The sequence below is a fragment of the Novosphingobium cyanobacteriorum genome, from assembly GCF_029436685.1.
GTDB lineage: Bacteria > Pseudomonadota > Alphaproteobacteria > Sphingomonadales > Sphingomonadaceae > Novosphingobium > Novosphingobium cyanobacteriorum.
The window spans coordinates 44,742-58,385 of the sequence record NZ_JAROCY010000002.1; the positions used below are offsets into that span (position 1 = coordinate 44,742).

At 64.9% G+C, this 13,644-nt stretch carries 14 protein-coding genes; 6 read left to right on the forward strand and 8 right to left on the reverse strand.

What is annotated here, in order from left to right:
- Positions 1 to 6: 6 nt before the first annotated feature.
- From POM99_RS02015 to POM99_RS02030, 4 genes are all read right to left on the reverse strand, one after another.
- Positions 7 to 612: a hypothetical protein gene (locus tag POM99_RS02015; RefSeq protein WP_277275118.1), complete on the reverse strand. Its 606-nt coding sequence runs from the start codon at positions 610 to 612 to the stop codon at positions 7 to 9.
- Between the two features lie 190 nt (positions 613 to 802).
- Positions 803 to 1,387 carry a Smr/MutS family protein gene (locus POM99_RS02020; RefSeq protein ID WP_277275119.1) on the reverse strand — a complete coding sequence of 195 codons (585 nt, stop codon included), beginning with the start codon at positions 1,385 to 1,387 and terminating at the stop codon, positions 803 to 805.
- Positions 1,384 to 2,577 (reverse strand): murein transglycosylase A, encoded by a 1,194-nt coding sequence (mltA, locus tag POM99_RS02025; protein WP_277275120.1) that lies wholly within the window; start codon positions 2,575 to 2,577, stop codon positions 1,384 to 1,386. Before mltA ends, POM99_RS02020 begins: the two co-directional genes overlap by 4 nt.
- Positions 2,578 to 2,603: 26 nt before the next feature.
- Positions 2,604 to 3,281 (reverse strand): Tim44/TimA family putative adaptor protein, encoded by a 678-nt coding sequence (locus POM99_RS02030; protein ID WP_277275121.1) that lies wholly within the window; start codon positions 3,279 to 3,281, stop codon positions 2,604 to 2,606.
- A gap of 275 nt (positions 3,282 to 3,556) precedes the next feature.
- Here POM99_RS02030 and secB point away from each other — a divergent pair, with 275 nt between their 5' ends.
- From secB to POM99_RS02055, 5 genes are all read left to right on the forward strand, one after another.
- Positions 3,557 to 4,075: a protein-export chaperone SecB gene (gene secB / locus POM99_RS02035; protein WP_277275122.1), complete on the forward strand. Its 519-nt coding sequence runs from the start codon at positions 3,557 to 3,559 to the stop codon at positions 4,073 to 4,075.
- 28 nt (positions 4,076 to 4,103) lie between these two features.
- Positions 4,104 to 5,681 carry a murein biosynthesis integral membrane protein MurJ gene (murJ, locus tag POM99_RS02040; RefSeq protein ID WP_277275123.1) on the forward strand — a complete coding sequence of 526 codons (1,578 nt, stop codon included), beginning with the start codon at positions 4,104 to 4,106 and terminating at the stop codon, positions 5,679 to 5,681.
- 6 nt (positions 5,682 to 5,687) lie between these two features.
- Positions 5,688 to 6,707, forward strand: a complete 1,020-nt coding sequence (trpS, locus tag POM99_RS02045) for a tryptophan--tRNA ligase (RefSeq protein ID WP_277275124.1) — start codon at positions 5,688 to 5,690, stop codon at positions 6,705 to 6,707.
- Positions 6,708 to 6,869: 162 nt separating this feature from the next.
- Positions 6,870 to 7,553, forward strand: a complete 684-nt coding sequence (locus POM99_RS02050) for a DUF4136 domain-containing protein (protein WP_277275125.1) — start codon at positions 6,870 to 6,872, stop codon at positions 7,551 to 7,553.
- Between the two features lie 152 nt (positions 7,554 to 7,705).
- Positions 7,706 to 8,677 (forward strand): hypothetical protein, encoded by a 972-nt coding sequence (locus tag POM99_RS02055; RefSeq protein WP_277275126.1) that lies wholly within the window; start codon positions 7,706 to 7,708, stop codon positions 8,675 to 8,677.
- A gap of 47 nt (positions 8,678 to 8,724) precedes the next feature.
- On the opposite strand, the gene dut is transcribed toward POM99_RS02055, so the two are convergent.
- Both dut and POM99_RS02065 read right to left on the reverse strand, forming a co-directional pair.
- Positions 8,725 to 9,195, reverse strand: coding sequence for a dUTP diphosphatase (gene dut / locus POM99_RS02060; protein ID WP_277275127.1), 471 nt, complete (start codon positions 9,193 to 9,195; stop codon positions 8,725 to 8,727).
- Positions 9,182 to 10,450, reverse strand: a complete 1,269-nt coding sequence (locus tag POM99_RS02065; RefSeq protein WP_277275128.1) for a bifunctional phosphopantothenoylcysteine decarboxylase/phosphopantothenate synthase — start codon at positions 10,448 to 10,450, stop codon at positions 9,182 to 9,184. Before POM99_RS02065 ends, dut begins: the two co-directional genes overlap by 14 nt.
- Positions 10,451 to 10,551: 101 nt before the next feature.
- Between POM99_RS02065 and POM99_RS02070 the strand changes: the two genes are divergently transcribed.
- Positions 10,552 to 10,974 carry a hypothetical protein gene (locus tag POM99_RS02070; RefSeq protein WP_277275129.1) on the forward strand — a complete coding sequence of 141 codons (423 nt, stop codon included), beginning with the start codon at positions 10,552 to 10,554 and terminating at the stop codon, positions 10,972 to 10,974.
- Here POM99_RS02070 and POM99_RS02075 read toward each other — a convergent pair.
- The gene (locus tag POM99_RS02075; RefSeq protein ID WP_277275130.1) at positions 10,971 to 12,095 is read right to left on the reverse strand and encodes an acyltransferase family protein; all 1,125 of its coding nucleotides are present in this window, start codon (positions 12,093 to 12,095) and stop codon (positions 10,971 to 10,973) included. The two genes, POM99_RS02070 and POM99_RS02075, sit on opposite strands and share 4 nt — an antisense overlap.
- The gene (gene ubiB, locus POM99_RS02080; protein WP_277275131.1) at positions 12,092 to 13,639 is read right to left on the reverse strand and encodes a 2-polyprenylphenol 6-hydroxylase; all 1,548 of its coding nucleotides are present in this window, start codon (positions 13,637 to 13,639) and stop codon (positions 12,092 to 12,094) included. Before ubiB ends, POM99_RS02075 begins: the two co-directional genes overlap by 4 nt.
- Positions 13,640 to 13,644 lie beyond the last annotated feature (5 nt).

The window sequence follows — 13,644 nt, forward strand, 5'->3', positions numbered from 1 at the left end:
CGGTCGTCAGCGGACAAGTCCGGTGGCATCCCACTTCAATCGGGCTAGCCGAACAACCTCGTTGACCAACGGCATCAGCTTTGCCGGTCGGTTGCAGCTTAGATTGACCGAAGAGTAGCGGTAACCGGTTGTCGCTGCGCGCTCCATTTCAAGCAGCTGGCAGTGGACGTAGAGATCGTCGCCGTCCCACGACCCATAGTCGAAGTCCCAAGTTCCCGACTCGGTTGCCAGTCTTTCCAGTTCAGCCACCTCAGCGGAGGACAGATTGCGCCTTCGGGACCAGCTTTCTGGCTCAGAGCCACGCTTGCGATCTTGAGCGAGCAAGAGCAGCTTGGCGGTACCATTGCTGCTTTGCGTGACGGTAACGGCTCGGAAGAATGAATCGTGACCTTCCGTGAACGTGAACCGCAAAACCGCAGTGTCCTCGTTCGACTCCCGCTTCCACAATGCCTTGGCTCCCATGTCGCGAAGCTCGCATCCATTCCAGCCGCCGCCGCGCTCAAGCACATCCTTGGGATACATCCCGCATGACCGGTCATCGGTCGTGCGTCCAGCCGATGGAACAACGAAAAGCGCGAGAGTAATCGTGAGGACGGACAAGCGCATCCACATTCGTGCCTCCCCATGCCTAGCTTGAAGCTGCCCACACAGTAGAAACTCAAACACCACTCGTCATCCCGGACTTGATCCGGGATCCCGCTTTCCTTTCTCCGACCTTGCGCGTGTACGGATCGTTGCGGAAGGCAGCGGGATCCCGGGTCAAGCCCGGGATGACCGGAGTTTGGATCACTGCCGGTGCGCTTTAGCGCGCCTTCCTGAGCACGATGTAGACCGCGCCTGATCCGCCGTGCTTTGGCTGGGCGGGGCGGACGGCGGCGATGCGGCTGGCGTGGGGGCTGTGGGCCAGCCAGTCGAGCAGCTTGGCGCGGATGGCGCCGCGCTTTTCGCCGCGCAGGTCATGGTCGCCGTGCGGGCGCGGCTTGCCGGCGATGAGCAGGATCACGCGGTAGCCCATGGCTAGGGCCTGGCCGATGCCGCCCACGAGGCGGCCGTGCGCCTGATCGAGGTTCATGCCGTGGAGGTCGATCGTCACATCGGGTTCGATGCCGCCGCGCGCCAGCTTGCGGTCCCAGCTGGCATCGAGGCCGTGCTGGGTGATGGGCCGGGTTGGAGGTGGCGGTTGGGCCGCAACCGGACGGGGTGGGGGGACGCGGCCTTTCTGCGGCTTTGGTGGAGGCGGGAGTTCCACAACAGGCCCTCCCCCGGCCCCTCCCGCAGGCGGGAGGGGAGCAACTGCCTTTGCCGGGTGGAGCGGGGTGACGGTTTCGGCCACCTTGCGCCACAGCGCGGCTTCTTCGGCGCTGAGGCCGCGGGGGACCTGTCTCATTTGCCCAACCGGGCCAGCGTGCCCTTGGGCAGCAGGATCAGCGCCTGCCCCTTGGCGCTCATGCCGCCGGCAACGGTGCGCGCGTCCTGCCCTGCACCCCAGAAGCTGTCGAAGCGGTTGGCGCCCTTGATCGCGCCGCCGGTGTCCTGCGCCACCCACAGGCCGCCCACCTCGGGCCGGTCAGTCTGCAGCCACACCGGCGCGCCCAGCGGCACGAAGGCCGGATCGGCGGCGAGCGTGGTGCGCGGGGTGACCGGGATGTTCAGTGCGCCCACCGGCCCGGCGGTTGGCGCAGCACCGGTGGTATCGCGGAAGAACACATAGCTGCGGTTCATCCGCATCAGCGCATCGCCATCGGCAGGGTGTTCGTGGATATAGCGCAGGATGCCCTGCATCGATCCGGGGTACTGGCCCGGCCCGGTGCCGATCAGCCCGCGATCGCGCATCACGCTGCCGATGCCGGTGTAGGGAAAGCCGTTCTCTCCCGCATAGCCGACGCGCATCACCGTGCCATCGGGCGCGCGCAGGCGGCCTGAACCCTGCACCTGCAGGAAGAACAGTTCGGCCTGGTCCGCCACCCAGGCAATTTCCAGCCCTTGCCCCGCAAGCGCGCCGTCCTCGATCTGGCCGCGATCCCAAAAAGGTACGAAGCGCGCGTTCTGGTCATAGCGGCCGAGCGGCTGCTTTCCGTCAGGGTTGGGCGGGGCATCCCCCACGCGCGCGCGGACGAGATCGGGCGGCAGGCGATAGACCGGGATATCGAAGCCCGGCTGGCGCGTGCGCACGCCGGCGATTTCGGGTTCATAGTACCCGGTGACGTAGGCGCCACCATCGGCGACACGGGCGGTTTCAAAATAGGTGGCGAAGAAGCGGCTGGCATCTGCAGCAGGCCAGCCGACCGCAGCCGCGCAGGCGGGCGCCCAGTCCCCGGGCTGGGTCAGCCCGCTGGTGTCGGTGCGTTTCGTAAGGCGCGGGCAGGATGTGACGAATGCGGCCAAGGCGGCGCGGGCGTTGCTGTCGGCAAAGCCGAGGCCCGCAGCAACCGGCCCCCTGCTGACGCCGACCAGCGCGGCTGTTGTGGCTGAAGGCGGAGGCGGCATCGGCCCGGTGGGCCTGCCTTCGGGAATGATGCGGGTGCAGGCAGACAGCAGGGCCAGCACTATCAGCAGCCCTGCCGCGCGCACCTTCATATCGGAAAACGTCCTGCCGTAAGCCTTCAGGCTTCGTCGGTTTCGTCGAGCAGCCAGTCAGGATCGCGCGAGGTGAGATCGCGCGAGAACGTCCACAGGTCGCGGCTTTCCAGCGCGTCGTGAAGCGAACCGGCGATAACGTTGCCCTCGGCATCACGGGTGACCGATGCGACGTCGGCCACGAAGCGCACGGCGATGCGGGCAACGGGCGCGGTATAGTCGGCCGAGACGATCTTGGCTTCCTCGATGCGGATCAGCTTGGCGTCGAGCTTTTCGCCCGCGGCATCGCGCGCGTCGATCGCTTCGGCGAAGCCTTCATAGACATCGCGGTCGCACAACTGGGCCAGCGCGTCCTTGTCACCGCGCCAGAAGGCGTCAAGCACCATGCCATAGGCACCCTTTGCGCCCACCAGGAACAGGCCGACGTCAAAGCGACGGTCCGCAGCGATGATCGCACGGATGCCCGCTTCGGCGCTGCTTTCGAAGCTAGAGGCTTCGGGGGCAAGGGCGACCGGGCGCGGTGCGCCGGCAACCTTTTCCGGAAGCTTCGGCGTAGCGGCGCGAGGGGCAGCCGAAGGATCGGGCTGCTCCACGCGGCGACGCATGGGTTCTTCGTTCTGTTCGGGGCGGCGGCCGAGCACGGCATAGAGCCGCAGGCCCAGGAAGGCCGCGATCATCGCCAGGATTACAATCTCAACAATCACACGCACTCGTCCCGCATGGGTGCCGCAACCGCAGGAACATCCGCCGTTTGGTGACGGACTCGTTGCAAGCACCGTGTTACCCTGCCTCAAATAGGTACGTTTTACAAATGAACAACGCGTGGACGGCGTGTGGTTGCCTTTCCGGGGGGAATAAAGGTGTGCCCTTTGGGGCACGATCGGGCGTGGAGACCTGTCCAAGCCCGATTGCCCGGCTTTCGCGCAGGTGCTAGGCGCGCCGGCAACCAGACGACAATTCTTGCAGGAAAGCGCGTTCCATGGCCGACGAAGGCAACATCATCAGCGACCTGAACCTCGACCAGCCGGTTCCCAATGGCGAGGATACCGCGCCTGCGATCGGCCTGATCTCGCAGTACATCAAGGACCTGTCGGTCGAGAATCCGAACGCACCAGAATCCTATCAGTGGACCGAAGCACCGGAAATGCATGTCGATTTCAACATCGGCGCGCGCACCATTGCGCCCGAGGTCCACGAGATCGAGCTGAAGATCAACGTGACGTCCAAGGGCGCGCAGGGCACCGCCTTCATCGTCGAGCTGGCCTATGGCGCGCTCGTCGGCATGCGCAACGTGACCGACGACCAGGCCCACCCGTTCCTGTTCGCGGAATGCCCGCGGCTGGTGTTCCCGTTCGCCCGTCGCATCATTGCCGACGCCGTGCGCGATGCCGGCTATCCGCCGCTGATGCTGGAACCCATCGATTTCAACGGGCTGTACTACGCCCAGATGCAGCAGCAGGCTGATCTGGCGGCCGGGGCTCCGGCGGGCGAAGCCTGATCGCTTCGGGCCTCAGGGCCGTGCAGCCATGAATCTCGCCAAGGCACTCGGCACGGTCGGCGGGCTCACGCTCGCCAGCCGGGTGCTGGGCCTTGTGCGCGACAGCCTGTTCGCGCGCTTCATCGGCGCCAGCTTTGCGTCGGACGCGTTCCTGATCGCGTTCCGCCTGCCCAACATGTTCCGCGCGCTGTTTGCCGAGGGCGCCTTTGCCAGCGCCTTCATCCCCATGTTCAACAAGAAGGTGGGTGATCCCGAAGGGCGCGGGCTGGCCGACGGGATGGCGTTTGCGGAACAGGCGCTGGCCGTGCTGTTCCCGGCATTGCTGGCGATGACGGTGGTGCTGGAAGTCTTCGCCTGGCCGGTCACGCTGCTGCTGTCGGGCAAGTTCAACGGGGCGAGCGCCGACCAGTTCGCCTTCGCGGTCATGCTGTCGCGAATCACCATTCCCTATCTGATGCTGATCAGCCTGGTGTCGCTGTTCGGCGGCATCCTCAATTCGCTGCACAAGTTCTGGGTCAACGCGGCCGCGCCGATCCTGCTGAACGTGACGCTGATCGCGGCGCTGCTGCTGTTCCACCATGCCGATCCGCTGGTGACGGCGCGCAACCAGGCGATTGCCGTTTCGGTTTCGGGCGCTCTGCAGCTGGGGTGGCTGGTGTGGGCGTGCCGGGCGAACGGGGTGAGCCTGAAGCTGCGCCGGCCGCGCATGAACCCCGAGGTCAAGCAGCTGCTCAAGCTGATCTGGCCAGCGGCCGCAGGGGCGGGTGCGGTGCAGATCAACCTTGTCATCTCCACAGCGCTGGCCGCGTCGCTGCTGGCGCATGGATCGGTCACCTACATCTATATGGCCGACCGGCTGAACCAGCTGCCGCTGGGCCTGATCGGCATCGGCCTTGGCACCGTGCTGCTGCCCACGATCAGCCGCCACCTTGGCGCCGGGGAAGAGGCCGAGGCGATGGAGACGCAGAACCGCGGCATGGAGCTGGCGCTGCTGCTGACCCTGCCGGCCACTGTGGCGCTGGTGGTGGCGGGCGAACCGATCGCCGCCGCGCTGTTCGGCTATGGCAAGTATACGCCGCAGGACACGCATTTTACCGCGCAGGCGCTGGCGGCGTTCTCCATCGGCCTGCCGAGCTACATCCTGGTCAAGGTGCTGACGCCCGGCTTCTATGCCCGGCACGATACGAAGACGCCGGTGCGCTTCGCCACGATGTCGATGGTGGTGAACCTGATCGGCAACCTTCTGCTGATCGTGCCGCTGCAGCACATGGGCCCGCCGCTGGCCACGGCCATCGCCTCTACCGTCAACACCTGGATGCTGTGGTCCACGCTGAAGAAGCGCGGGCACTTCGTGGCCGATGCGCAGCTGCGCCGCCGCGCCCCGCGGCTGCTGCTGGCGGCGCTGGCCATGGGGGTGGTGCTGTGGGCCGCGCAGGGGCTGCTGATGCCCTATGTCCACGGGACATGGCCGGTGCGGTTCGGCGCGCTGGCGGTGCTGGTCTCGGCGGGCATGGTCGTCTATGGGCTCGCCACCGTTCTTTCCGGGGCATTCTCGAAGGACGACCTGCAACTCCTCCTGCGGCGCAGGCGCAAGACGACAGAGTAACGACCAATGCGCATCGTTTCCGGCATCCAGCCCACCGGCAATCTCCACCTCGGGAATTACCTCGGCGCGATCCGGAACTGGGTGCGCATGCAGGACGAATGGTCGGCGCAAGGGGGCGAGTGCCTCTATTTCCTGGCCGACCTGCACGCGATTTCGATGCCGCACGTGCCCGCCGAACTCGCGGCGAACACGCGCGAGATGGTGGCTGCGCTGGTTTCCTGCGGGATCGATCCTGACAGGTCGATCCTGTTCAACCAGGCGCAGGTACCCCAGCATGCGGAACTGCAGTGGCTGCTGAACGGCACCGCGCGCATGGGCTGGCTGAACCGCATGACGCAATGGAAGGACAAGGCGGGCAAGAACCGCGAAGGCGCCAGCGTGGCGCTGTACACCTATCCGGTGCTGCAGGCGGCCGACGTGCTGCTTTATCAGGCGACGCACGTGCCGGTGGGCGAGGACCAGAAGCAGCACCTGGAGCTGGCTCGGGACATCGCGCAGAAGTTCAACAACGACTTCGCTTCGGAAGAGAAGCCCGTCTTCACCCTGCCCGATCCGATCATCCCGCCCGAAGCGGCGCGCATCATGAGCCTGCGCGACGGCACCGCCAAGATGAGCAAGTCCGACCCTTCGGACATGAGCCGCATCAACCTGACCGACGATGCCGACGCGATCATGGCCAAGGTGAAGAAGGCCAAGACCGACCCCGAACCCCTGCCGAGCGAGAAGGCGGGGCTGGAAGGCCGGCCCGAAGCCGCCAACCTCGTCGGCATCTATGCCGCGATGGCGGGCACGAGCGCCGAAGCGGTGCTGGCCGATTTCGGGGGCAAGGGCTTCGGCGCGTTCAAGCCCGCGCTTGGCGAACTGCTGGTGGAACGGCTGGCGCCGATGGCTGCGCGCTATCGCGAACTGCGCGCCGATGGCGAGGCGCTGGACGCGATCCTGGCCAAGGGCGCGCTGAAAGCGCGGGCGCTGGCGGTGCCGACGCTGAACGCGACCTATGCCGCGCTGGGTCTGGTGCGCGGGTAGCCACTTGAATCGAGGCTGAACACCATGGGGCTTGCAACAAAAGTTGCAGGCCCCATTCAACGCGCATTCAGCACTTTCCGCCTATGGAAAGGGCGTGCTACCATCGCTGCACGCCCAGCCTGCCGGGGACGAAGGACGGGCCACTTGAGGAGTCGCGTTCACATGACCAATCGCCCCATGCGCGCCCGGATGGCCGCCATTGCACTTCCCCTGCTGCTTTCACTTTCCGCCTGCGCCACGTCGTTCGACGCCAAGGTCTCGCGCTTCCAGCGCGAATTGCCCGCACCCGCGGGCCAGACATTCGCCATCGTGGCGGAAGACCCGCGCGATCAGGGCGGGCTCGAATTCTCGCAATACGCCAGCGTGGTCGCGGCGCAGCTGCAGAAAATCGGCTATGTGCCGGGTGACCCGCAGACCTCCGACCTTGTGGTGCGCTTTGACTATGGCGTGGACCAGGGGCGCGACAAGATCCGCTCGACCGGTTTCGGCGATCCCTTTTGGGGTGGCTGGTATGGGCCGGGCTGGGGTGGTTGGGGTGGCTGGGGCCGTCCCGGCTTCTATGGCCGCCGCGGCTGGGGCTTTGGCTTCTACGATCCGTGGTTCTATGGCCCGGGCTATGGCGGCGTGGACGTGACCACCGTCTATACCAGCGGCATCGAATTGAAGATCGACCGTCGCGCCGATGGCCGCCGCCTGTTCGAAGGAAAGGCGGAAGCGGCCTCCACCTCGAACCGGCTGAATTACCTGGTGCCCAACCTGGTCGAGGCGATGTTTACGAACTTCCCTGGCAACAACGGTGAAACGGTGCGCATCTCGGTGCCGCCCGAGAAGGTGAAGAAGAACTGAGGCGCGGATTGCGCCGCTGACAGCAAGAACCCCGCTTCGGAAGAAGCGGGGTTTTTTGTCGGATAAGTGCTGCTGGGCAAGCCGTTTTGAACAAGGGGACGGAGCAAATTGGTGGATGTTGCAATTGACTTCGATTTTGGAGCGCTGAACCAATGCGCATTGCAACCCCTTCTGCTCCCGCTTTAGCAGACAGGGAGAGCGACCAGGGCAATCTACAGATTGCCTTGGCTGGCATGATTAAATGGAGACGGCCGATGGTTGCAAAGTGGGTTGCTAAAATTGCCTTTCTTGGCGGCTGTTTTGTGACCCTAACTGCCGCGAAGCTTGGCCTCTATGAGTTGCCGGACAGCATTGTACCTGACGAAAAACTAGTTCTTGGCGAACCCTTGGTCGCGAAACTGGGCCAACCGCTTGTTTCGGCGAGATTGGTCCATACCGTCGACATGGTGTTGGATCAGCCGATCAACGCCAAGATGGGCAAGTTCTCGAGGGATTTTGCTGTTGGTGATCGGCTTACCCCGATGATCGTCTCTGACGAGAGCAAGAGTCTGGTTGGAGAGAATTCCGAGATATTTTGTGGCAAGGAGATTGAGTCTCGCTCCAAAGTCGCAAACGCGATTTGGGGAAATTTCCTATCAAAGTACGATAAAACAGTAAAATTCTGTTTTGCGGATACAAACGGAGACATGAAGATTGATCGTATGCTTCTTGCCGGATCTTTTGAAAAAAGCCTTCAAGAGGGTATCACGATCGAGCCTCTCGGATATCACTTGGAATCGCTCAAGCCGGAGCGTGATGACGACATAATATATATCAATTATGAAAAGAATAGAAATGGAAAATTGATATTATGGGTATTCTATAGGAAATCAGGAATTCACTATTCTCCAAATGGATACAGCACGCCAGAGCGATTTGGTAAGAATTCTTATGGATTTTTTAGAGAAATCGATACCCGAGGTGCAAAATTTCCAATTTTGGTCGATGATGTGTTGGGAGCTTCTCTTCAGGTCGATGGTGTGGATCCGGATGGAAGCATCATCTATAGATTGACAAAGAATTTCAGTAAAACACTCGTAAAGCCTTTGTTTACTCAACAGTATACGCTTTACGTTTATTATTGAGATTTTAGTCGATTTTTATGGCAGTGGTCCTGTGGTCGGCGTGCATTTCAGCCCTTGAGCGCGGCCAGTCCACCCGTCGAGCCGAAGCCGCCTTCGCCGCGGGCGGTTTCGTCGAGTTCGCTCACCTCCACCCAGCCGGCGCGGGTCACGGGGGCGAGGACGAGCTGGGCGACGCGGTCGCCGCGGCGGATGGCGAAGGGTTCTGTGCCGAGGTTGATCAGGATGGCCTTCACTTCGCCGCGATAGTCGCTGTCAATCGTGCCGGGCGCATTGGCGACGGTGACGCCGTGCTTGAGCGCGAGGCCCGAGCGCGGGCGGACCTGGACTTCGTAACCCGCCGGAATTGCTATGGCGAGGCCGGTGGCGACGGCATGGCGCGCGCCGGGAGCCAGTTCCACGTCCTCGGCGCTGACCACGTCCATGCCCGCAGCGCCATCGGTGGCATAGGCGGGCAGGGGCAGGTCCTCGTTGCCCGGCAGGCGCTTGACCAGAACGGGCACGGATTCAGGCGAGTGCATGGGCAACCTTTTCAATCAGGGCGGCGGCGGCCGCGTCCTTGGGCAGTTCGGGCAGGCTTTCGACCCCCGCTGCGCTGACAATGTGCAGGCGGTTGATATTGCCGCCCATGGCATGGGTGGCAACATCGTTGGCCACGATCCAGTCCGCGCCCTTTCGCGCCAGCTTGGCCGTGGCGTGGTCGATCACGTCGTTGGTTTCGGCAGCGAAGCCGATCACCAGTGGCGGGCGGCGATCCGACCGGCACAGCGTGGCCAGGATATCGGGGTTCTCCACCAACTGGAGCGGGGGCACGCTGCCCGATCCATCCTTCTTGATCTTCCGCGCAGCTTCACCCGCGCTGCGCCAGTCCGCCACGGCGGCGACCATGATGGCGACGTCTGCCGGCAGCGCGGCCTCTACCGCCGTGGCCATCTGGCGTGCGGTTTCCACATCCACGCGGGTGACGCCGGGCGGGGTGGGCAGGGCCACCGGGCCGGATACGAGCGTAACTTTTGCCCCGGCGCGCGCGGCGGCGGCGGCAATGGCATAGCCCTGCTTTCCGCTCGACCGGTTGGCGATGTAGCGCACGGGATCGATCGGTTCGTGCGTGGGGCCGGCGGTGATCAGGATGTGCTTCCCGGTGAGGTTGCTCCGGCATCCTTCGACAGGCTCAGGATGAGCTAGGTCTGTCTTGCCACTCTGCTCAACCGTTCGTGCCGAGCTTGTCGAAGCACCGGTCGCCGTCATCTCGACAATGCGGTTCCAGACCGCTTCCGGTTCGGGCAATCGGCCGGGTCCATATTCGCCGCAGGCCATCATGCCTTCGTCCGGCTCCATCACCGTCACGCCGTCACCGCGCAGGGTGGCGACGTTGCGCACGGTGGCGGGGTGTTGCCACATGCGCACGTTCATCGCTGGCACGGCCAGCACCGGCTTGTCGGTGGCGAGCAGGAGTGTGGTGGCAAGGCTGTCGGCAATACCGCCAGCCATCTTGGCCATGAGGTCTGCCGTGGCGGGGCAGACGACGACAAGATCGGCCGCGCGGCTGAGCTGGATATGGCCCATCTCCGCCTCGTCCTTCAGGTCCCACAGCGTGGTATGGACGGCGTTTTCGCTCAGCGCGGCCAGCGTCATCGCGGTGACGAAGTGCGATCCGCCTTCGGTCAGCACGCAGGTGACGCTGCCGCCCCCCTTGCGGATAAGGCGCACCAGCTCGCACGCCTTGTAGGCGGCGATGCCGCCGCCGACGATGAGGAGGATTTTCGGACCGGTCATAGGGCGCGCTTGTGCATGGGCGGCAGGCGGTGCGCAATCCTTTTGCATGGCGCGTCCCTTTGCTGCACCTTGCGCAATGACAAGACAAGGAGGGGCGGGCCATGGGCTTCGTGTTGATCGTGCTGATTTTCCTGGCGGGGATGTTCGATCTCTACATGGCGGGATCGTTCCTGTTCACGCCGCTGGATGCCGGGGCCGGGCTGGGCGTGACGGCGATCGGCCTGATGGGCGGGATGCAGGGCGCGGCGGCGGGCATCTCCACCATCCGCGCCGATTTCACCGCGTTCTTCGGCATTGCCGCGCTGTGCATGATGTGGGGCGCGTGGCGACGCAACGGTGATCTGCTTCTGGTGCCGGGGCTGTTGTTCGGCGCCTCGTTCCTTGGCCGTGCGGTGAACGTGGCCGTGATCGGGCCCTATCCGGCATGGTGGTTCCCGATGCTGATCGAGGCATTCCATTTCGCGCTGCTGGTGGCGGCGTGGCGCATCCTGCCGCATCACCGCCTGCAGGAACTGGCGGATTAGGCGGGCGCGGTTTTCGTCGGCATGATCCGCTGGGCAAGGCGGAACACCGCGCGCTGTGCCGGGCGTTCGATCCAGCGGTTGGAAGCGAAGCCGACGAGGATCGACAGGCCGACGAAGAACAGCATGAATTCGGGGTGGCGGGCAATGCTGCGCGTGCCGACCGTGGCATCGACCAGCAGCACCAGCGCCAGCTGCAGCGGGAAGTGCCACAGGTAGATGCCATAGGACGCATCGCCCAGTGGCCGGCCGATGCGGAAGCGGTCCGCCCGGTCACGCAGGTCTGCCGCGAGCACAAGCGCAAGCACGCCGAAAGTGGCGGCCAGCGTCACCGCATCCTGGGGGCGGCGCATGTGGTGGCCCAGCCACCATGCCAGCACGAGCATGGCTGCGCCCAGCGCAACCAGCGATGGCAGGCGCAGCCAGCCCCTGAGCATGGCGCCATAGACCGAGGCGCCGCCGAAGAAATAGCCGATGCAGGTCAGCACCGGCTTGTCCGGCGCGCCCTTGAAGAAAGCCGTCAGGGTGACCGTGCCGACCACGGCCGCCAGCGCCAGCGGTGCCTTGCGCAGCGCGGGCAGCAGCAGCCAGAACGCGGCGTAGGCGAGGATTTCGGTGGAGAGCGACCACGAGGGGCCGTTGAACGACTGGTTGTCCTGCCAGCCCCAGTATTGCGCCAACGGCAGGCTGAGCAGGAAGTGCTTCATGTCCTGCTCGTGATAGATGAAGTCCGTGCCGTTGATTCCGGAATAGGCCGCCTGCAGCACCGCCACGATCACCAGCGTCAACAGATGCAGCGGCCATAGACGCGCCACCCGGGCCAGCCAGAACCGTCCACGCGCGTTGCTGTCGGCAAGGTAGACGTGGGCGAAGACGAAGCCCGAGACAGCCCAGAAATACTGCACGGCGGCGTGGCCATAGTCATAAAGCCAGGCAAGCTGGTGGTAGAGCGGCGAGACCACCGAGCGGCGGACATGGTAGCCATAATCGACCGGCGGCACGAAGAAGTGCTGGTAATGCCAGAACAGCACCCCGCACGCCGCCAGCAGGCGCGACAGGTCGAGCAGGTTGAAGTGCCGCTTTTCGAGCCTGAGGCCGGGGAGAAGGGCGGCTGAACCGCTCACAGCCAGCCCGAGACGAAGCCTAGCGCGACCACGGCGGCGCCGGCCAGCGCGGAGAACACATAGCCGCTCCAGCGCGGCGCGCGGCGGCGGTCCCACATCAGTTCGATGGGCGGCAGTGGTGGCGCTTCGGGCGCGCCGCCCTTGGGCGGGAAGCGTTCCTCGATCCGGCGGACAAGGTCCGGGATGCGCAGCAGCGTTTCGGTGTCGGTGCGGATGCGCTCGGCAATCGCGGCCTCCGGCCCCAGCTCGTCGCGAATCCAGTTGCGCACGAAGGGGGCGGATACGTCCCACATGTTGATTTCGGGATCGAGCTGGGTGGCGATGCCTTCGACCATCACCATCGTCTTCTGCAGCAGCAGCAGGTGTGGCTGGGTCTGCATGTCGAAATCGCGGGTGATGGCGAAGAGGCCGTCGAGCATCTGGCCCACGGACAGTTCGCTCACCGGCTTGCCGCGCATCGGTTCGCCCACCGCGCGCAGCGCCGTGGCGAACTCGTCGACCAAGTGATAGCTTGGCACGTATTGCGCCTCGAAATGGATCTCGGCCACGCGGCGGTAATTCCCGGTGGTCAGGCCATAGAGGATTTCCGCCAGCCACTGCCTTGCCTGGCGGTCGATCCGGCCCATGATGCCGAAGTCGATCGCGGCGATGGTCCCGTCCGGTTCCACGAACAGGTTGCCCTGGTGCATGTCGGCATGGAAGTAGCCGCCGCTGATCGCCTGGGTCAGGAAGGCGAGGACGAGGCGGCCGGCCAGCGACTTGCGATCATGCCCGGCGGCATCCAGTGCGGCAGTATCGCTGATCTTGATCCCGTCGATCCAGTCGAGCGTCATCACCCGGCCGTTGGTGCGGTCCCAGTCGATGGTGGGCACACGGTAGCCGGCATAGGCCTTCATCAGCTCGGCCAGTTCCGAGGCGGACGCCGCTTCGCGCCGCAGGTCCAGCTCGCGCACTGTCCAGCGCTTGAAGTTGGCGATGACCAGCCTTGGGCGCAGGCGCGATGCTTCGCCGCCCAGCGCCTCGAGATGGGCGGCGGCCCATTCGTAGGTATCGATGTCGCGCGCGAACTTTTCCTTCACGCCGGGGCGCAGCACCTTCACCGCCACCTTGCGCCCGTCGGTGGTGACGGCGCGGTGGACCTGCGCGATGGATGCGGCGCCGACCGGTTCGGGATCGAAGCTGGCGAACAGCGCCTCCAGCGGGCGTTCGAAGGTGCGCTCGATCTCCGCCCTGATCAGCGCGAAGTCCACCGGCGGCAGGTTGTCCTGCAGCGCCAGCAGGTTGTTGGCTGCCTCCTCTCCCACCAGGTCGGGCCGGGTGGCCAGCGTCTGGCCCAGCTTGATCGCTGCCGGGCCGATCGCGCGAAAGGCGCCGGCATAATCGGGCGTGCCCGGCTGGCGCGCGCCGAAGCGCGCCACACGGCACAGCGTGCGCACGGGGGATGGCGTGTTCGGGTCGTTCTCGATCCCGCGCAGCGCCCCGTGCCGGGCGAGCGTACGCCCCCAGCCGAGCAGGCGACGGATATGCGTGGCGGGCAGCGTCATGGAGC

Excerpts from the sequence above, each read along its gene's own strand:
- murJ (WP_277275123.1), top strand. The coding sequence starts at position 4,104 with ATGAATCTCGCCAAGGCACTCGGCACGGTCGGCGGGCTCACGCTCGCC.
- POM99_RS02020 (WP_277275119.1), bottom strand. The coding sequence starts at position 1,387 with ATGAGACAGGTCCCCCGCGGCCTCAGCGCCGAAGAAGCCGCGCTGTGG.
- ubiB (WP_277275131.1), bottom strand. The coding sequence starts at position 13,639 with ATGACGCTGCCCGCCACGCATATCCGTCGCCTGCTCGGCTGGGGGCGT.
- dut (WP_277275127.1), bottom strand. The coding sequence starts at position 9,195 with ATGCACTCGCCTGAATCCGTGCCCGTTCTGGTCAAGCGCCTGCCGGGC.
- POM99_RS02055 (WP_277275126.1), top strand. The coding sequence starts at position 7,706 with ATGCGCATTGCAACCCCTTCTGCTCCCGCTTTAGCAGACAGGGAGAGC.
- mltA (WP_277275120.1), bottom strand. The coding sequence starts at position 2,577 with ATGAAGGTGCGCGCGGCAGGGCTGCTGATAGTGCTGGCCCTGCTGTCT.
- secB (WP_277275122.1), top strand. The coding sequence starts at position 3,557 with ATGGCCGACGAAGGCAACATCATCAGCGACCTGAACCTCGACCAGCCG.
- POM99_RS02050 (WP_277275125.1), top strand. The coding sequence starts at position 6,870 with ATGACCAATCGCCCCATGCGCGCCCGGATGGCCGCCATTGCACTTCCC.
- POM99_RS02015 (WP_277275118.1), bottom strand. The coding sequence starts at position 612 with ATGTGGATGCGCTTGTCCGTCCTCACGATTACTCTCGCGCTTTTCGTT.
- trpS (WP_277275124.1), top strand. The coding sequence starts at position 5,688 with ATGCGCATCGTTTCCGGCATCCAGCCCACCGGCAATCTCCACCTCGGG.
- POM99_RS02070 (WP_277275129.1), top strand. The coding sequence starts at position 10,552 with ATGGGCTTCGTGTTGATCGTGCTGATTTTCCTGGCGGGGATGTTCGAT.
- POM99_RS02065 (WP_277275128.1), bottom strand. The coding sequence starts at position 10,450 with ATGACCGGTCCGAAAATCCTCCTCATCGTCGGCGGCGGCATCGCCGCC.